Raw genomic sequence first — 17,699 nt, forward strand, 5'->3', positions numbered from 1 at the left:
ATATAGAAAGATGATGAATTTTCGAGCTGTAGTTGCTGTCCTGTCTCTGTTTTTGCTAAGTACATTAGCAAAGGCACAATATACTATGCATAAAATGATTACTGTGGGGTATACCTACCAGAATCAAAGTTTTGGAGAAGTAGGAGGGAAATTACTTTTTCTTAAAAATGACGATGTGATTTACAGATTGGGAGGATCTGCATTGATGGGAGTTGCTGACTCCAAATTTGCTATTATGCCAAAGCTGCAGGCTGATGTTCTTCTTAATTTTGAAAAAAATGTAGACTTCTATCACTCTTATTACTTTTTAGCAGGAGTAGAAGGAACCAATAAATATATTGCCCCTAAAATAGGAGTTACCTTATTTGGGATGCTGGACCTTACAGGAGGCTATGCTTTCCCTATCGGAGACACCAGATTGAACGGAAAAGAAATGAAAGGTCTGAATATTAATTTTACATTAAATATCCCTACCGTATTCATTCATGATATGTTTAAGTGATTTTTTTTAGATTTTTCTCTACAAAATTTAATAATAGGTTAACAGTTATTAAAAAATTATTATATTTACATCATAATAATTGTACTACCGCCTATAGAATAGACTCTACTCTAGAACTGTTTTGTTTATACAGCAAAGGCCAGAAGAAATATCTGGTAGAATGCCTGTCTGCAAATATTTATATTGAGAAGAGTTATGAAATCAAAATCGGATAGTTTACTAATTTCCCTTTACCAGAAAGGAGACGAGGGTGCATTGTCAACCCTTATTCATCGACATCAGAGAGAACTGTTTACATTCATTTTTTACAAAATTAATGATGAAGATTTAGCTAATGATATCTTTCAGGATACATTCATGAAAATTATTGTTATGCTGAAAGAAGGGCGCTATAACGAAGAAGGTAAATTTATTCTTTGGGCAAAAAGAATTTCTCACAATTTAATCATCGATCATTTCAGATCAAAAGCAAAGAATATAAAAGTTTCGGAAACTACTTTTGAAACTGATGAATATTCTATTTTTGATTTGATCAGGGAGCCTTCTGAAAATATTGAAGATCAGCTTGTGACGAATCAGATACAGGAAGATCTTTTAAGGATGCTGCAGTTTTTACCACAAAATCAACAGGAAGTAATCAAACTGAGATTTTTTGACGGGTTGAGTTTCAAGGAAATTGCAGATCATACAGATATGAGCATTAATACGACTCTTGGAAGAGTACGGTATGCGCTGATAAACCTGAGAAAAATCATGGATGAAAATAATATAATATTAACCAGATAAATAATATTTTTGGAAATTTCACGTTTTAAGGAAAACATACTTCGCTTATGAAAAAAAATGACTCCTTAAAAGTGAAAACTTTGAAACCTAAGAAACAAACCATTAATTTTTTGCTTAATTTTTCAAAAAGCCTTGAAGTAGTGAAAGGCAAGGGCAAAAATTATCCAGTTTTAAAAAATTAAAATGATTAACTTTGTGCTGTATGAAAATGCAGCATGTTTTTTTTGATCTGGATAATACACTCTGGGATCACCGTAGAAACGCCTATCTTACCATCAAGGAACTTTTTGAAAAACAGGAAATTACTTTAAAGTATCATATTGACTTTGAAGAGTTTCACTCTGTTTACCATGATATCAACGAAGATTTATGGGAAAAGATCAGAGATGGAATTATTGGCAAAGAGTACTTGAGAGAACACCGTTTTTATGATTCATTCAAACATTTTGGAATAGATAATAAAGAACTTGCCCTTTATTTTGAAGAGCATTTTCTTGATAATATCGTGAGTCATAATGAATTGGTAGAAGGAGCTGAAGATGTTTTGGAATATCTGAAAGCTAAGAATTATACCTTACACATTATTTCCAATGGATTTCAGGAAGTGACGGAAAGGAAATGTACCTTATCCGGAATTGCCCCTTATTTTAAAACCATTACCAGTGCAGATTCCGTGGGAGTAAGAAAGCCCAATCCCAGAATTTTCGAGTACTCCTTAGGACTTTCTGAAGCCAGAAAAGAAGAAAGTATCTTGATTGGAGATGATTGGATTGCTGATGCTATGGGAGCTACAGACTTTGGTATGGACGCTATTTTCTTTGATGTTTATAAGGAAGATAGGCAAAAGGAAGGATTAAAAGCCATTACCCATCTTCAACAGATTAAAGAATATTTATAAAGTATAAGACCTTATAATCTATAAATAAGCCATTAAGTTCATCTTAATGGCTTATTTGTTTTTACAGCCTTGGCAAATCAATGTAAACATCTGTGATCATCAGCGAAAATCTGTGTTAAAACTAAATTATAAACCCATTTATTTTTTACCGGATGAGTATTCCCAATTCTTTCCCAAATTGATTGGGAACTTTGCAACATAATAACAACAGAAAATTTTAATATTATGAAAAATGTAAAGAAAATCACAGGAGTATTAATGATCATATTTTTATTAATGGGAGGCTTGGTTGCTGCTCAGGACAGAGCGATCACTGCTAATCAGCTACCGAAAACAGCTAAGAACTTTCTTGCGACCCATTTTAAAGGAATACCTGTAAACTCAGCCATAGAAGACAGAGAAATCTATGGAGTAGATGATTACAAAGTATATCTTACCAATGGAATGAAAATGGAATTTGACAGCAATGGAAACTGGAAAGAGGTGGATGGAAAACATCAGAAAATTCCGTATGGTTTCATTCCTGCATCAATCAGAAACTACAGTACAAAGAATTTTCCCAACACTTACATCATCAAGGTTGAAAAGAAAAGATGGTCTTATAAAGCAGAACTTTCCAACGGACTGGAGCTTGAATTTGACAGAAACGGAAATTTTAAAAGAATTGATGATTAATATTTAACAGATGCAAACACTAAATTTTAATATTATGGTTAACTGGAATTTAATAAACAGTAACGGAAGAAAGATTTCTTCTGCTCAGACTAGAAAGAATATGATTTCATTTATAACAAGGAATCATCCTTGCAGCGTAATTGATTCTATTGAAAAGAAATATAATGCCTACAAGATTCATTTGATGAACGGTCTATGCCTTGTTTTCGATGCAGATGGCCGTAATGTGAAATCAAATTAGATTATTCATGAAAAAGTACCTGAGGGAAGAGGGTAGGGAAAATTTCCATTGTATAGATATCTTATCAGTCATCTATCATATAACCCTTATACTGATTATATTGTCGTAGACTTTCGGAGGTGTTTCTCTATCTCCGGCTTCCCTCCTTATAATTTCCTATATTTGATATTAGTTAATCATGCAGCAGAGCATATAGACCCAGAGGTATGAAGATTTTAATAGTAGAAGATGAACCCGAACTGAAAGATACAGTACAAAAGTTTCTGGAGGCAGAACATTTCATTGTGGAGTATGCAGAAAATTACAGCAACGGACTGGAGAAAATTATTTCTTATGAATATGACTGTATTTTGCTGGATATTATGCTGCCTGACGGAAACGGAATAGATCTGCTGAAGGAAATAAAAAAAATGCACAAGAAAGATCCGGTGATTATTCTTTCTGCCAAAGACTCAGTAGATGACAAGGTAACCGGATTGGAAATAGGGGCCGATGATTATCTGGCCAAACCTTTTCATCTTGCAGAACTCATGGCGAGAATAAAATCTGTGATCAGAAGAAAAAACCAGGATGGTGAAAATATCATTCGATATAAAAATATAAGTATTGATCCCGAAAACAGAACCGTGAAAGTTGGAAATGAAGAATTGGTTCTTAACCGTAAAGAATACGATCTATTGTATTATTTTGTGATTCATCCGGAAAAGACTTTACAGAAAACGACGTTGGCAGAAGCTATCTGGGGTGATTATATTGATCAGGTTGATAGTCTGGATTTTATTTATTCACAGATTAAAAATCTTCGTAGAAAATTAAAAACACTCAATGCAGAAGCCGATTTCCAGGCAGTGTATGGAATAGGATATAAATTTATCTGATGAAAGTCTCTTTAAAATATTATACCATAAAATACCTGATCATGATCCTGCTGTTCATTATTGCAGTTTGGGCAGGGTTGTTTTATGCCTACATTCTGGATGAAGTACACGATAATGTGGATGACGGATTAAAGGACCGAAAAATACAGATTATTAAAGCCGTTTACCTGAATCCTCAGCTGCTGAAGAATAATGATTTTGGATTTAATGAATTTAAAATCAATCCTATTAAAGCTGAAGACTATCAAAATAAAAGCAGGCTTTACAATAAGATGTATTACATGGAATATGATGATAAAGATCAGCCTTACAGAGTGCTTGAAGCAGACTTTATTGATCAGTTTAAAAATAATCAGAGACTTGTCATAAGAACTTCTACCGTAGAAGAGGACGAATTGATCTACGACCTTACGACCGCTTTAATTGTGCTTTATCTTCTTTTGGTAATAAGTATTGTAATAATCAACGGATATCTGTTGAATAAAGCAATGAGGCCTTTCTACCTGATTTTGGATAAGCTTAAAAAATATCAGTTCGGAATCCCTTTTTCACAGGAAAAGCAGACGTATAAAATCACAGAGTTTGAAGAGCTGAATGTGGAAATCAATGAAATGATTGAGCGTAACGAGCTTGTTTTTTACCAGCAGAAACAGTTTATTGAAAATGCATCCCATGAACTTCAGACTCCTTTGGCTATTGTTATTAATAAAATTGACCTTTTGATTCAGAATGATGACCTTGATAAAAAAAGCCTGACCTTCCTTACCGAAGTTAAAAATGATCTGAGAAGAATGGTAGGCCTGAATAAATCTTTATTGATGCTTTCCAAAATTGAAAACAGCCAGTTTAATAAAACCTCAGATGTTGACTTTAATGGAATGATTGCTCAGTTAGTTCAGAATTATGAAGATTTTATCGCATTTAAAAAAGTAGAGGTCAATATTATAGAGAAAGGAAGGTTCGTTGCAGATTTTAATCAGGATCTTGCCGATATTCTGTTGTCAAATCTTCTTAAAAATGCAGTTAAATATAACCATGAAGAAGGTACATTAAATATAATCGTTGAAAATAACAGGATAACATTCCAAAACAGCGGCGCCTCCATTCCTTTGGATAAATCCAGGATATTTAACCGTTTTTACAAACAGGGATCAGATCATACCTCTACCGGATTAGGACTGTCTATCATTAAAACCATTATTAAACAATACCCGGGTTGGGATATTGTCTATGAATTCGGAGATGATATGCATTACTTTATTCTGACAAAGAATAATGGAAAATGATGTTCAGAAAATCACAATAAATAAAAAAAGCCTTTCAAACGAAAGGCTTTCTTATATTGATAACTTAGCATTAAAATCCTAAGCTTGTTCTTACTCTTTTAAGAGTTTCCAGCGCAATTGGTCTGGTTTTCTCTGCACCCTGCTGTAGTTTTGCTTCCAACTCATCAAGATTGTTCATATAGTAAGCAAATGTTTCTCTTTCCTTCTCAAAACGAACAAGGATAAGATCCAGTAATTCCTTCTTTGCATGCCCGTATCCGAAGTTTCCGGCAAGATATTTTGCTCTTAATTCTTCAGTTTGCTCAGGGGTTGCAATAAGCTCATAGATCTGGAAAGTTTTATCTGTTTCAGGATCTTTTGGTTCCTCAAGAGATTTAGAATCAGATTCAATACTCATCACCTGTTTTTTCAGCTCCTTTTCAGGTAAGAAAATATTGATAATATTTCCCATTGATTTAGACATTTTACGCCCATCGGTTCCGGGAACATATTTCGTGTCCTGCTGAAGTTCGGCCTGTGGCAATACAAGAACTTCTCCCATCTGGTTGTTAAACCTGGAAGCAACATCTCTTGCAATTTCCAAATGCTGAAGCTGATCTTTTCCTACAGGAACAATCTCTGCATCATATAATAAAATATCTGCAGCCATCAGAATAGGATAGGTAAACAGACCTGCATTTACATCCTGCAATCTGTCAGCTTTATCCTTGAATGAATGAGCTAATGTTAATCTTTGATAAGGAAAAAAACATGATAAATGCCAAGAAAGTTCACAGGTTTCAGCGATATCACTTTGTCTGTAGAAAAATGTTTTTTCGGTATCTAATCCACAAGCAAGCCAAGCCGCAGCAATCTCGTAGGTATTTTGTCTTAATGTCTGCGCATCTTTAATCTGTGTAAGCGTGTGAAGATTCGCAATAAATAAAAATGATTCATTTCCTTCCTGCTTGGATAGTTCAATAGCAGGAATAATTGCCCCTAATAAATTTCCAAGATGGGGTGTTCCGGTGGCTTGTATGCCGGTAAGAATTCTTGACATTTGTTTAAAATTTATATTTAAAAATTAATGAATAGCAAATTTACGAGGTTTGCTGGAATAAAGAAAGATAAAAGATAAAAGATAAAAGATCTTGTTATTAAAATTCAATAGAGGTGGGCTTTAGCTCAGGTAATGATAAATAATCTTTCCATTGGCTTTAGCCAAAACCTATCAACCTTCAATAATCTATATATCTTTACGCATCATCTGTGAAAATCTGTGCAATCCGTGGGAAAAATATTAAGGAATCACAATCTTCTCTCCTCCAAACTTCGGTTCCACTCCAAAAAGAAGATCCCAATAGGCCTTAGCTTTCGCAAAATATTCTCTCAAATTGGTTTTTAAACCTGCATATTTATTTACATCAGCAGCATTATATCCAAAGGCTTCCATTCCATTTTTTCTGGCCAGAAAAACGGCTCTTTCGTTGTGGAATTTCTGAGAAATAATGACCAGTTTTGTCTGGCTGAAAATATCCTTTGCTCTTACCACAGAGTCCAGCGTTCTGAATCCAGCATGGTCTAAAATGATTTTATCCTGTGGAACTCCCTTCTGCATTAATGCCAGCTGCATATCTTCTGGTTCATTATAATCTTTGGTGCTGTTGTCACCACTTACAATGATATATTGAATTTTCCCGCTTTTGTATAAGTTGGCAGCCGCTTCAATTCTATTGTAGAAATAAGCATTCGGAGTTCCGTTGCTCAGAAGTTTTCCGGTTCCCAGTAGCAGGCCTGTTTTTGCTTCCGGTACATCAGCAATATTATAGGAAACGAAAGATTCGCTGTCCTTTTTAATGCTGTAATTCGCCCAGGCAATAAAAATAATTCCTGCAACCAGAAGAAGCAGGAAAATTTTAAAAATATTTTTGATTATTTTTTTCATCCGAAAATATATCTTTTAAAACTCAAGCCCGTTTGGGAAAGCTTTTTTTCTGAAGATTAGAAGGAAAGCTGCTCCTACTGTGATCGCAGAATCGGCGACATTGAAAATATATTTAAAGAACTCAATATGTTTTCCCCCTATTAAAGGCCAGCTTTCAGGAACATGCCAGTCTACCAGTGGGAAGTGGAGCATATCAACCACACATCCTTTCATAAAAGTGGAGTATCCGTGCCCGAAAGGAGCAAACTTAGAAATTCCTCCATATCCAATCCATCGATCAATACTTTGGTCATATACCGTTCCACTGTCGAAGATCATCCCATAGAACATTCCGTCAATAAGATTTCCGATTGCTCCGGCAAAGATAACAGCCATTGGAATCAAAAGATAGTTAGAGGCTCCTTCTTTCAGCCATTTTTTAAACATATATACCATTCCTCCGATTAAGAAGATTCTTAGGATCACCAGAAAATATTTCCCGATAATTCCTCCGAAGTGAAATCCATAGGCCATTCCCGGGTTTTCCACAAAGGTTAGTTTAAAACCTGGTAAAACGGTTACACTGTCATCCAGATTGAAATGAGTTTTGATATAAATTTTTGAAGCCTGGTCAATCAACAACACTAAAAATGTTATCGCTAATATCTTTTTCATTACTGTCCTTTAGGTTTTGAAGGCTTTGCAGCCGGCTTATTATCGCTCGCTTTCTTGACTATTTTCTGTCCGTTATACGAACTTTTAACATGAGCTTTTTCAAATTTAATGCCCATTTCCTTCAGAACACTTTTCAGCGCGCTAAGCTCCATAGAATTTTTTGGATGTACTATAATAGATTCCATTTCTTGTATTTAATTTTTACATTTTCGACAATTCATCAAGCCTTTTTCTATCTTTCTCAGACAGATCATTGACTCCATTTTTGCCCATCTTACTCAACAGTCTGTCGATCTCTTTTTCCCGTTCCCGTTTATCAGAATTGAATTTATCATCAATAGTATAGTTCTTCTGCTGATCAGGGAAGAATCTGTTTTTGATCCATTCTCTGTTGAAAAACAACAATACTGCTGCGACAATAGCTCCCAAAATTAATAATTCGCTCATGGGTATACATTAAAAATTAGGTTTATAAAGTATCCGTAAATACGATATAAACCCAATATTATTTACAAACCTTACGGTTATTTTTGCATATTTTTCGCTTCGATGCTCAGCGTAGCGTGAGGAACGGCTAAAAGTCTTTCCTTAGGAATCAGTTTTCCTGTTACTCTGCAAACACCATACGTTTTATTTTCGATTCTGATCAAAGCATTTTTAAGATCACGTACGAATTTTTCCTGTCTTCCTGCCAAAATAGAGTTCTGCTCTTTGCTCAGAGTTTCTGCTCCTTCCTCAAAAGCTTTGAAGGTAGGAGAAGTATCATCGGTCCCATTATTCTGGTCGTTGATAAAACTTTCTCTGATAAGCTGAAGATCTTTTTCTGCCTTTTCTATTTTTTCTTTAATGATCGCTTTAAATTCCTGTAAATCAGCATCGCTGTATCTAACTCTTTCGTCTGACATATTCTTTCTCTTTTTTAATAAAATTATGAAATGGAATTTGAAATATAATAACTACATGTTAATTTTTTTCAACATTTATCTTAAAATTAACCTCATCTATTTCGATTTCGTTAAAATTTGAAAGTGAAGATACAATTTCTATTTTACTTGACAAGACTTCGGAAGAAATATATTCTTCATTTTTCTTAATATCATTAAGGAAAGGAGAGCTTTCTTCTAATGTGATTGAAATTCTGTCTGTCAGTTCAAAGTCTTTATCTTTTCGCAGGTTTTGAATTCTATTGATGAATTCTCTTGCGATTCCTTCAGATTTTAACTCATCGGTTAACGTCAAATCTAATGCCACAGTAGTTTTTCCATCGGAAGTTACTGTCCATCCCGGGATATCTTTTGTAGAAATTTCTACATCATCAAGGGTGATCTCATATCCCTGTACGTCTATCTTTCCTTCTTTTTCAAGACTGGAAATCTGTTCTGTGGTAAGATTGCTAATCTCGGCACCTACCACCTTCATGTCTTTTCCTAATTTAGGACCAAGAGCTTTGAAGTTTGGCTTTATCTGCTTTACAATTAAATGGGACGCTTCTTCAGCATTAATTAATTGTAATTCTTTTACGTTTACTTCCTGCTTAATAAGTTCTGAAACCGCTGAAATTTGTTCTTCAGTTTTAGAATCCAATACAGGAACCAATACTTTTTGTAACGGCTGACGAACTTTTACATTTTCTTTCTTTCTCAGGGAGAAAACCATACTTGTAATGTTCTGAGCCAAATGTGTTTTTTCAACCAGATCCTGATCAATTAAGCTTTCATCAGCTACCGGGAAGTCTGTAAGATGTACAGATTCACAGTTTTCTTTACCTGTTACTTTATTTAAATCCTGATACAATTGATCCATAAAGAAAGGAGCAATAGGAGCAGACAGCTTGGCAACTACTTCAAGACATGTGTATAAAGTCTGGTAAGCAGAGATCTTGTCATCAGAATAATCTCCTTTCCAGAAACGTCTTCTGCATAATCTTACGTACCAGTTACTCAGATTATCGTTTACAAAAGTGCTGATTGCTCTTGCTACTCTTGTAGGTTCATAGTCTTCATAGAAAGCTTTTACTTCTTTGATCAGAAGATTCAGTTCAGAAAGAACCCATCTGTCAATTTCAGGACGGTTTTCCACTTCTTTTTCTGAATAGTTGAAGCCATCCACATTCGCGTATAAAGCAAAGAATGAATACGTATTGTAAAGCGTTCCGAAGAACTTTCTTCTTACTTCGTCAATTCCTTCAATATCAAACTTCAGGTTTTCCCATGGGTTTGCATTGGAGATCATGTACCAACGGGTAGCATCCGGTCCGTATACAGAAAGTGTCTCGAACGGATCTACAGCATTTCCTAAACGTTTTGACATTTTTTGCCCGTTCTTATCCAGAACAAGACCGTTACTCATTACATTTTTATAAGCAACAGAATCAAACACAGCAGTTCCGATCGCGTGAAGTGTATAGAACCATCCGCGTGTCTGGTCAACACCTTCTGCGATGAAATCAGCTGGGAATGCTTTATTGTTGTCAATTAATTCTTTATTTTCAAAAGGATAATGCAATTGAGCATAAGGCATAGAACCTGAATCGAACCAAACATCGATCAAGTCGCTTTCACGTTTCATTGCTTTTCCTGAATCAGAAACCAATATCACTTTGTCTACTACATTTTTGTGAAGATCCACAAGCTCATAGTTAGACTCAGCCATGTTTCCGATGATGAAACCTTTGAATGGGTTTTCAGTCATTAAACCAGCTGCAATTGATTTCTCGATTTCGTTGTATAATTCTTCTACAGAACCTATTATTTTCTCTTCTTTCAGGTCATCAGTTCTCCAGATTGGCAATGGAATACCCCAATATCTTGAACGGGAAAGGTTCCAGTCATTTACATTCTCTAACCAGTTGGCAAAACGTCCTTCTCCGGTAGCTTTCGGTTTCCAGTTGATTTCTTTGTTCAAATTAACCAATCTGTCTTTTACAGCCGTCATTTTTACAAACCATGAATCCAATGGATAGTACAATACCGGTTTATCTGTTCTCCAGCAGTGTGGATAAGAGTGAACATATTTTTCTACTTTGAAAGCCTTGTTTTCCGTTTTCAACAGGATGGCAAGTTCTACATCCCATGATTTCTCAGGAGCTGTTCCTTCATCGTAATATTCATTTTTGATATAGGTTCCGGAAAATACTTCAGGAACATTTTCACCTTTGATGAATTTACCCTGTAAATCTACCAGTGGTACAAGATTATCATTTTCATCTTTTACCAACATTGGTGGGATCTCAGGCTGAGCCATTTTAGCAACTCTCGCATCATCAGCACCGAAAGTAGGGGCTGTATGAACCACACCTGTACCATCCTCCGTAGTTACGAAATCTCCAAGGATTACTCTGAATGCATTTTCAGGATTATCGTTTGGCGTAAACCAAGGAACTAATTGCTCATATCTTGTATCAACAAGTTTTTCTCCTGTAAACTCTTTTAAAACCTTGAAAGGAATTACTTTAGTTTCCTGAGTATAGTTGGCAAAATCTTCATCAGTACCTTCAGCGTATTTTTTACCGAAAACCTTAGGTAAAAGCACTCTTGATAAAACAACTGTTACAGGTTCAAATGTATATTGGTTGAAGGTTTTTACCACAACATATTCAATGTCTCTACCTACAGTAAGAGCTGTATTGGATGGCAATGTCCATGGAGTTGTCGTCCATGCAAGGATATGAACATCTCCGTCAACATCATTAAATAATGCTGAAGAGTCTTTTTTCACTTTAAACTGAGCGACAACCGTTGTGTCTGAAACATCACGATAAGTCCCGGGCTGATTCAGCTCGTGAGAAGAAAGTCCTGTTCCTGCTTTCGGAGAATAAGGCTGGATGGTGTACCCTTTGTACAATAAACTTTTATCATACAACTGCTTTAGTAACCACCAAACCGTTTCCATATATTTTGACTTGTATGTGATGTACGGATCATCAAGGTCTACCCAGTATCCGATTTTCTCCGTAAGGTTATTCCAAACATCGGTATAACGCATTACAGCTTCACGGCAAGCTCTGTTATAATCTTCAATAGAGATTTTTTTGCCAATATCTTCTTTTGTGATTCCTAATTCTTTTTCTACACCCAGTTCCACAGGAAGACCATGCGTATCCCAGCCTGCTTTACGGAAAACCTGTTTTCCGTTTTGAGTCTGGTAACGGCAGAAAATATCTTTCAATGCTCTTGCCATTACGTGGTGAATTCCAGGCATACCGTTTGCTGAAGGCGGACCTTCATAAAAAACAAACTCAGGATTTCCCTGACGAATCTCAACACTCTTATTGAAAGTTTTATTTTGTTTCCAAAATTCCGCTACATTCTCTGCTACGTCAATAAGGTTGAGGTTTTTGTATTCTTTAAATTGGCTCATTGTAAATATCTCAATATCGTTGATTAATTAAGTCTGCAAATTTACTAAAATTTGTCGGTTTATAATATATGTTTTATTTTGATATCATCTATTAAAAAGTTCAATTTCAGAAATATAATAAAGAAAGTGTGGGGAAGCGAATGGTGAATGGTGAATGAGTGAATTTATCTGGCTGTTTTTCATGCGATATTTTATGCAATTTATTCAATAGGAATGGGCTTTACCAAATAAAAGATCGAATCCATTCAATGGCTTTGGCCAAACCCTAATTATTACGCAAAGTTCACAAAGATGTGTGAATGATTTATAATTGCTCGCAAAGGCGTTTCACTCAGCAGAGGAAATATGGTAAAGAGGGTAAAAATGATTCTGCCAACAATCTCTTATTGGTCGGGATTTTGTATATTTAAGTAGAATAAACCCAAATGCTGTATGAAAATATTTCCCAAACTGATGCTTATTATTTTTTTAATTAATAATATCATCACACAGGCTCAAAATAATTACCCTCAGAATTATTTCCGGAATCCACTCAACATCCCCATGCAGCTGGCAGCCAATTTTGGAGCGGTAAGGACCAATCACTTTCACATGGGACTTGATTTAAGGACCAACAGTCAGGAGAATTTACCAGTTGTTGCCGCAGCAGAAGGATACGTGAGCAGAATAAAAGTGGAACGATATGGTTTTGGAAATGCTGTATATATCACTCATCCCAATGGCTATACTACCGTGTATGCCCATTTGAACAAATATTTCAATAAGCTTGATGAATACGTAAAGGAAAGACAGTATAAAGACGAAAAATGGGAACAGGATATTACTTTTCAGCCCGGGCAATTTCCTGTGGAAAAAGGACAGCAAATTGCATTGAGCGGAAATACGGGAGGTTCCGCTGGCCCGCATCTACATTTTGAAATAAGAGATACTAAAACAGAAGAATGTATTAATCCTTTACTTTTTGGTTTTGCTATTCCGGATACTGTAGCACCAATTATCAGTGGGTTGTATTGGTATGACCGACGTTTCAGTACTTACGAACCAGGCGCGAATGGAATTGCAGTGAAGAAAACTGGAAATATCTATTCTTCTAATCTCGTTCAGGTTAATTCTCCGGAAATAAGCTTTGCCATTAAAGCTGTTGACAAGGCGAACCAAGGGTTTAATCTGGGGATTTATAATGCAGAACTATTGATGGATGGCAAGCTGATTTACAGTTTTAAAATTGATAAAATACATTATGACGAAACACGATATCTCAATGGCTGTATAGATTATCCTAAATTTATCAGGGATAAAATGGGAATTCAACACCTGTCGGATTTACCAGGAGTGAAGCTTCAGAATTACAGCATTCAGAATTTAACAGGAGTTATCAGTCTTCAGGATGAGGAGGTTCATACTATTGAAATTATCCTGAAAGATACAAAAGGAAATACAAGCCGTTTAATAACAAAAGTTCAGTTAAATAAATCTTCGGATAGAGTATCCTCTACAGGGAAAACTATAATGCCTAATGAAGGAAAAACAATTTCCACCGAAAATACAGAGATTAATTTCAGCAAAAATGCAGTGTATGATGCTGTAAACTTCAATGCCTATGAAAAACCGGATGCGGACCCGAATGCTGTTTCCAATAGCATTGTTTTAAATAGTCCTTATATTCCCGTTCATGATGAATATACTTTGAAAATAAAGCCCAATAGAAAATTATCCGGAGCTGAAAAAGACAAAGCCGTTATCCTGCTTGATTATGGAAGCGATAAGAATGTAGTAAAAGCAAAATGGAATGGTGATTGGGCAGAAGGGCAGTTCAATAGATTGGGGACCGCAAAATTATTGATAGACAGTAACCTGCCGTCCGTTTCATCAGGCTGGTCTGAAGGAGCATTGGTTAATAGCAGTTCTTTATTATTAAAAGGAACAGCGAAAGTGGGAGATATTGTCTCATTCCGGGCTGAGCTGGATGGGAAATGGCTTCGTTTTGCCCGTGTAAAAGATAATTTTGTCTACACTTTTGATGAAAAATACCCGAAAGGATCAGGCCTTCATACTTTAAAAGTAACAACCATGAATACCGCTGGAAATACAAACATACAAACCTTTACCTTCCAGAGATAAAAGCTGTGGTGGAAATCATGAATACATTTTACATGAATACATCTTACAATCATGTAATTTTAAATAAATTTGCTTTTTAAAAATTAAAATCATTGGAATTTCATCCGTCAATCGAGAAAGCAGGGATTCAGGAAATCAAATTATTTCAGGAAGAGAAACTTCATGAGCTTTTGACTTATCTTGAAACGCATTCACCGTTTTATCAGAAACTGTTCAAAGAAAATAAGATCAATATTGCAGACATTCTTACGTTGGAAGATCTTCAGAAGATTCCTACCACTACAAAGAATGATCTTCAGCAGTACAATCATGATTTTTTCTGCATAACACCAGATAAAATTGTTGATTACAGTACGACTTCAGGAACATTGGGAGATCCGGTTACTTTTGGATTATCTGACAGTGACCTGGAGAGGCTTGCTTACAATGAAGCGATATCGTTTGCCTGTGCGGGAATTCAAAAAGGAGATGTTGTTCAGATGATTACCACCATAGACAAAAGGTTTATGGCGGGCCTTGCTTATTTTCTGGGTTTAAGGAAAATGGGAGCAAGCGTAGTGAGAATGGGACCTGGAATTCCTGAACTGCAATGGGACTCTATTTTCAGATACAAACCTAAATACCTGATTACTGTTCCTTCTTTTCTGTTGAAAATGATTGACTATGCTGAAAAACACGGATTGGATTATAAAAATTCCAGTGTTTACGGTGCCGTATGCATTGGGGAAAGTATCAAAAATCAGGATTTTACAGATAATATTCTTTCGCAGAAGATCAAAGAGAAATGGAATATAAAACTCTTTTCCACTTATGCTTCTACCGAAATGAGTACCGCTTTTACAGAGTGCGAATTCCAGATAGGAGGACACCATCATCCGGAACTGATCATTACAGAAATTCTGGATGACGACGGAAATCCTGTGAAAGAAGGAGAAAGCGGTGAACTTACTATTACAACATTGGGTGTTGAAGCCATCCCTCTGTTAAGATTTAAAACCGGAGATCTTGTAAAAGCACACTATGAGCCATGCCAGTGTGGAAGAAATACAATGAGGCTGGGGCCTGTAGTAGGTAGAAAACAGCAGATGATCAAATATAAAGGAACAACGCTGTATCCGCCGGCAATGAATGATATTTTGAATGATTTCAATAATATCTTATGCTATCAGATTGTTATTCAGGCTAACGAGATAGGTCTTGACGAAATTATCATTAAACTCAGTACAGAAGAAGAACAAGATAGTTTTGTAAATGAAGTCAGAGACCACTTTCGTGCAAAACTGAGAGTAAGCCCGAAAATTGAAATCATTGATTTTGATATCCTGTCTAAAACTGTTTTCAATCCAAACAGCAGAAAGCCAATTACTTTTATTGATTTGAGATAAAATTAAATATAAAGAAAGACCGGGAGCTGTATTTTTATATATCTTTGGTCGCTTAAATATTAGAACTAATACACTATGAAAAAATTATTATTGCTGCTTTTTGTAGCAATTGCAACAACAACTTTCGCCCAGGATAAAATTAACTTTGAACAGGGGAATTTTGATTTTTTAAAAGATCAGTCTGAAGTCAATGTTCAGCTGATATTTGATAACGCAGTCTATCAGGAGAAAAATTTTACAGAGGCTCAATATCTTGAAAATAGAAAAGCTGATATCACGGCCAAAAAAAGCGAAGCGGTTTGGAAAAACTGGATCTATCAATGGGACAAATTTAAAACTTCAGAATATTTGGATTATTTTCTGAAAGGGATCAATGGAAAGTCAAAAAAAATAACTTTCAAAGGTGATGCGAAAACAAAGTATACTTTAATCATTGATGCAAAATGGATCTATGCCGGATGGTATGGCGGAATGATTGGCTCACAGGAAGCTAAATTAACTGCTGATATGAAGTTTGTAGAAACTGATAATCCGGAAAAGGTAGTAATGAGATTGCAGGCTGATAAAATAGGCGGTAAGCAAATGAATAAAGAATTTGCATGGGAGTACGGAAGAATAGCTGCAGCGTATGAAGTTACAGGGAAAAAATTAGGAAAAGAAATTAAAGCAGTTATAAAATAAAACAAAAAACGGTCTGAAAATTCAGACCGTTTTTTTATGCTTGATTTTGCTGTTCCTGCTTTTCTAACTTGATCAGGTTCGCAAGGTTTTTAATTACTGTATCGTGCTTTTTAACAAAAGGATTGTCTTTATTCCAGACATAACCAGCTAAAACAGCGCAGATTTTTTTCTTGACATCCGGATTTTCCGGCTGATGGAAGAAAAGCTCCTGAAGATTTCCGGTATACCATTCTTTTACATACGTGGTGAAAACATCCACTCCATATAAAATATAATCCGTGTATTCTGTCTGCCAGTTGATTTTCTCTCCATTCAATTGTCTTAACGCCAGTTTTGCTGCCAGCATTCCGGATTCTGTGGCAAAAGCCATTCCCGAAGAAAATACAGGATCAAGGAATTCTGAAGCATTCCCCGTTAAAGCAAATCCGTCCCCGAATAAACTTTTTACAGAACAGGAATAATCTTTCAGATGTTTGGGTTCAAAAAGGAAATCTACATCCCCAAAACGTTTTACATAATAATCGGAAAGAGAAATAGCTTTTCTTAGAGCTTCAGCTGTATCTCCGTTTTCAGATAATTTGTCAATATATTCAGTAGGGCCTACAATTCCTAAACTTGTATTTCCATTAGAAAAAGGAATTACCCAAAGCCATACTTCTGTTTCAATAATGTCAAAAGAAATTAAAGTTCCCTCTTCTCCCGGTTCTCTGTTAGTATCATTTACATGAGAGAAAATGGCAGAGTGGGGTGATAATTTAGAAGGTTTTTCAAGATCCAGCAGACGGGGCAACACTCTTCCGTAACCGCTGGAATCAATAACAAACTTCGCATGGATTTCTTTCGTTTCACCATCCTTATTTTTTACCGTCGTTACAGAATCTGTTCCGTCAAATTTGATGTCAATAACTTCAGTCTCAAATTCAAGATCAATTCCTTTATTAATAACTTCCTGAGCAAGAGTATTATCAAAATCAGCCCTAGGAACCTGCCAGGTCCAGTCCCAGCCTTCCCCGAACTTGTTGCTGAAATCAAAAATGCAGACTTCGTCACCACGAAGGAAACGTGCTCCCAGCTTTTTTTCAAAGCCCATTTTATCTAATGCAGGGAAAAGTCCGGCCTCTTCAAAGTGATCCATTACCCTCGGAATTAAGCTTTCACCCACAACCAGTCTGGGGAATTTTGTCTTTTCGACTACTTTCACGTTGACGTTATTCTTCTTTAAGTATGAAGAAGACACGCATCCGGAAGGTCCAGCTCCGATTACAAGAACGTCAACAAATTCTTTGCTCATCTTTGATTTTTTATTTTA

The 17,699-nt window shown here is 35.7% G+C and carries 18 protein-coding genes; 10 read left to right on the forward strand and 8 right to left on the reverse strand.

Going from position 1 to position 17,699, the window contains the following annotated elements:
* The first annotated feature begins 10 nt into the window (after positions 1-10).
* The 7 genes from FW780_RS20630 (at position 11) to FW780_RS20660 (ending at position 5,266) form a co-directional block, all read left to right on the forward strand.
* Entirely contained in the window at positions 11-502 is a 492-nt protein-coding gene (locus tag FW780_RS20630; RefSeq protein ID WP_149835486.1) for a hypothetical protein, read from the forward strand.
* A gap of 195 nt (positions 503-697) precedes the next feature.
* On the forward strand, positions 698-1,288 hold the full coding sequence (locus FW780_RS20635; RefSeq protein WP_047377368.1) for an RNA polymerase sigma factor: 591 nt from the start codon (positions 698-700) through the stop codon (positions 1,286-1,288).
* Between the two features lie 202 nt (positions 1,289-1,490).
* Positions 1,491-2,186, forward strand: a complete 696-nt coding sequence (locus tag FW780_RS20640) for a YjjG family noncanonical pyrimidine nucleotidase (RefSeq protein ID WP_149835487.1) — start codon at positions 1,491-1,493, stop codon at positions 2,184-2,186.
* A 225-nt stretch (positions 2,187-2,411) separates the two neighbouring features.
* Complete coding sequence (locus FW780_RS20645) at positions 2,412-2,861, forward strand: PepSY-like domain-containing protein (RefSeq protein WP_149835488.1); 450 nt, start codon at positions 2,412-2,414, stop codon at positions 2,859-2,861.
* Between the two features lie 10 nt (positions 2,862-2,871).
* Complete coding sequence (locus FW780_RS20650) at positions 2,872-3,102, forward strand: PepSY-like domain-containing protein (RefSeq protein ID WP_149835489.1); 231 nt, start codon at positions 2,872-2,874, stop codon at positions 3,100-3,102.
* A gap of 206 nt (positions 3,103-3,308) precedes the next feature.
* Positions 3,309-3,980 (forward strand): response regulator transcription factor, encoded by a 672-nt coding sequence (locus FW780_RS20655; RefSeq protein WP_149835490.1) that lies wholly within the window; start codon positions 3,309-3,311, stop codon positions 3,978-3,980.
* The gene (locus FW780_RS20660) at positions 3,980-5,266 is read left to right on the forward strand and encodes a sensor histidine kinase (protein WP_149835491.1); all 1,287 of its coding nucleotides are present in this window, start codon (positions 3,980-3,982) and stop codon (positions 5,264-5,266) included. The genes FW780_RS20655 and FW780_RS20660 overlap by 1 nt, the downstream gene beginning before the upstream one ends.
* Positions 5,267-5,336: 70 nt before the next feature.
* Here FW780_RS20660 and trpS read toward each other — a convergent pair whose 3' ends face one another.
* The 7 genes from trpS to ileS form a co-directional block, all read right to left on the reverse strand.
* Positions 5,337-6,305, reverse strand: coding sequence for a tryptophan--tRNA ligase (gene trpS / locus FW780_RS20665; protein WP_149389016.1), 969 nt, complete (start codon positions 6,303-6,305; stop codon positions 5,337-5,339).
* Positions 6,306-6,545: 240 nt separating this feature from the next.
* On the reverse strand, positions 6,546-7,190 hold the full coding sequence (locus FW780_RS20670; protein ID WP_149835492.1) for a SanA/YdcF family protein: 645 nt from the start codon (positions 7,188-7,190) through the stop codon (positions 6,546-6,548).
* Positions 7,191-7,205: 15 nt separating this feature from the next.
* Positions 7,206-7,844 carry a lipoprotein signal peptidase gene (locus FW780_RS20675; protein WP_149835493.1) on the reverse strand — a complete coding sequence of 213 codons (639 nt, stop codon included), beginning with the start codon at positions 7,842-7,844 and terminating at the stop codon, positions 7,206-7,208.
* Positions 7,844-8,029, reverse strand: a complete 186-nt coding sequence (locus tag FW780_RS20680; RefSeq protein WP_149835494.1) for a DUF2683 family protein — start codon at positions 8,027-8,029, stop codon at positions 7,844-7,846. Before FW780_RS20680 ends, FW780_RS20675 begins: the two co-directional genes overlap by 1 nt.
* A gap of 16 nt (positions 8,030-8,045) precedes the next feature.
* Complete coding sequence (locus tag FW780_RS20685) at positions 8,046-8,291, reverse strand: DUF6576 domain-containing protein (protein ID WP_149835495.1); 246 nt, start codon at positions 8,289-8,291, stop codon at positions 8,046-8,048.
* A 77-nt stretch (positions 8,292-8,368) separates the two neighbouring features.
* On the reverse strand, positions 8,369-8,749 hold the full coding sequence (locus FW780_RS20690) for a TraR/DksA family transcriptional regulator (RefSeq protein ID WP_002983772.1): 381 nt from the start codon (positions 8,747-8,749) through the stop codon (positions 8,369-8,371).
* A gap of 58 nt (positions 8,750-8,807) precedes the next feature.
* The gene (gene ileS, locus FW780_RS20695) at positions 8,808-12,203 is read right to left on the reverse strand and encodes an isoleucine--tRNA ligase (RefSeq protein WP_149835496.1); all 3,396 of its coding nucleotides are present in this window, start codon (positions 12,201-12,203) and stop codon (positions 8,808-8,810) included.
* Positions 12,204-12,635: 432 nt separating this feature from the next.
* Here ileS and FW780_RS20700 point away from each other — a divergent pair, with 432 nt between their 5' ends.
* The 3 genes from FW780_RS20700 (at position 12,636) to FW780_RS20710 (ending at position 16,390) form a co-directional block, all read left to right on the forward strand.
* Positions 12,636-14,324 carry a M23 family metallopeptidase gene (locus FW780_RS20700; protein WP_149835497.1) on the forward strand — a complete coding sequence of 563 codons (1,689 nt, stop codon included), beginning with the start codon at positions 12,636-12,638 and terminating at the stop codon, positions 14,322-14,324.
* Positions 14,325-14,416: 92 nt separating this feature from the next.
* Positions 14,417-15,709 (forward strand): phenylacetate--CoA ligase family protein, encoded by a 1,293-nt coding sequence (locus FW780_RS20705; RefSeq protein WP_149835498.1) that lies wholly within the window; start codon positions 14,417-14,419, stop codon positions 15,707-15,709.
* Between the two features lie 75 nt (positions 15,710-15,784).
* Positions 15,785-16,390, forward strand: a complete 606-nt coding sequence (locus FW780_RS20710) for a hypothetical protein (RefSeq protein ID WP_149835499.1) — start codon at positions 15,785-15,787, stop codon at positions 16,388-16,390.
* Positions 16,391-16,424: 34 nt separating this feature from the next.
* Here the strand turns inward: FW780_RS20710 and FW780_RS20715 are convergent, their stop codons facing one another.
* Positions 16,425-17,681: an NAD(P)/FAD-dependent oxidoreductase gene (locus tag FW780_RS20715; RefSeq protein WP_149835500.1), complete on the reverse strand. Its 1,257-nt coding sequence runs from the start codon at positions 17,679-17,681 to the stop codon at positions 16,425-16,427.
* Between the last annotated feature and the right edge of the window lie 18 nt (positions 17,682-17,699).

Source organism: Chryseobacterium sediminis, assembly GCF_008386505.1.
In the GTDB taxonomy this organism is placed as follows: domain Bacteria; phylum Bacteroidota; class Bacteroidia; order Flavobacteriales; family Weeksellaceae; genus Chryseobacterium; species Chryseobacterium sediminis.

Coding starts and splice junctions, on each gene's coding strand:
- FW780_RS20675 (WP_149835493.1), bottom strand. CDS start 7,844: ATGAAAAAGATATTAGCGATAACATTTTTAGTGTTGTTGATTGACCAG.
- FW780_RS20710 (WP_149835499.1), top strand. CDS start 15,785: ATGAAAAAATTATTATTGCTGCTTTTTGTAGCAATTGCAACAACAACT.
- FW780_RS20635 (WP_047377368.1), top strand. CDS start 698: ATGAAATCAAAATCGGATAGTTTACTAATTTCCCTTTACCAGAAAGGA.
- FW780_RS20700 (WP_149835497.1), top strand. CDS start 12,636: ATGAAAATATTTCCCAAACTGATGCTTATTATTTTTTTAATTAATAAT.
- FW780_RS20655 (WP_149835490.1), top strand. CDS start 3,309: ATGAAGATTTTAATAGTAGAAGATGAACCCGAACTGAAAGATACAGTA.
- FW780_RS20640 (WP_149835487.1), top strand. CDS start 1,491: ATGAAAATGCAGCATGTTTTTTTTGATCTGGATAATACACTCTGGGAT.
- FW780_RS20685 (WP_149835495.1), bottom strand. CDS start 8,291: ATGAGCGAATTATTAATTTTGGGAGCTATTGTCGCAGCAGTATTGTTG.
- FW780_RS20660 (WP_149835491.1), top strand. CDS start 3,980: ATGAAAGTCTCTTTAAAATATTATACCATAAAATACCTGATCATGATC.
- FW780_RS20645 (WP_149835488.1), top strand. CDS start 2,412: ATGAAAAATGTAAAGAAAATCACAGGAGTATTAATGATCATATTTTTA.
- trpS (WP_149389016.1), bottom strand. CDS start 6,305: ATGTCAAGAATTCTTACCGGCATACAAGCCACCGGAACACCCCATCTT.
- FW780_RS20650 (WP_149835489.1), top strand. CDS start 2,872: ATGCAAACACTAAATTTTAATATTATGGTTAACTGGAATTTAATAAAC.
- FW780_RS20715 (WP_149835500.1), bottom strand. CDS start 17,681: ATGAGCAAAGAATTTGTTGACGTTCTTGTAATCGGAGCTGGACCTTCC.
- ileS (WP_149835496.1), bottom strand. CDS start 12,203: ATGAGCCAATTTAAAGAATACAAAAACCTCAACCTTATTGACGTAGCA.
- FW780_RS20630 (WP_149835486.1), top strand. CDS start 11: ATGATGAATTTTCGAGCTGTAGTTGCTGTCCTGTCTCTGTTTTTGCTA.
- FW780_RS20690 (WP_002983772.1), bottom strand. CDS start 8,749: ATGTCAGACGAAAGAGTTAGATACAGCGATGCTGATTTACAGGAATTT.
- FW780_RS20670 (WP_149835492.1), bottom strand. CDS start 7,190: ATGAAAAAAATAATCAAAAATATTTTTAAAATTTTCCTGCTTCTTCTG.
- FW780_RS20680 (WP_149835494.1), bottom strand. CDS start 8,029: ATGGAATCTATTATAGTACATCCAAAAAATTCTATGGAGCTTAGCGCG.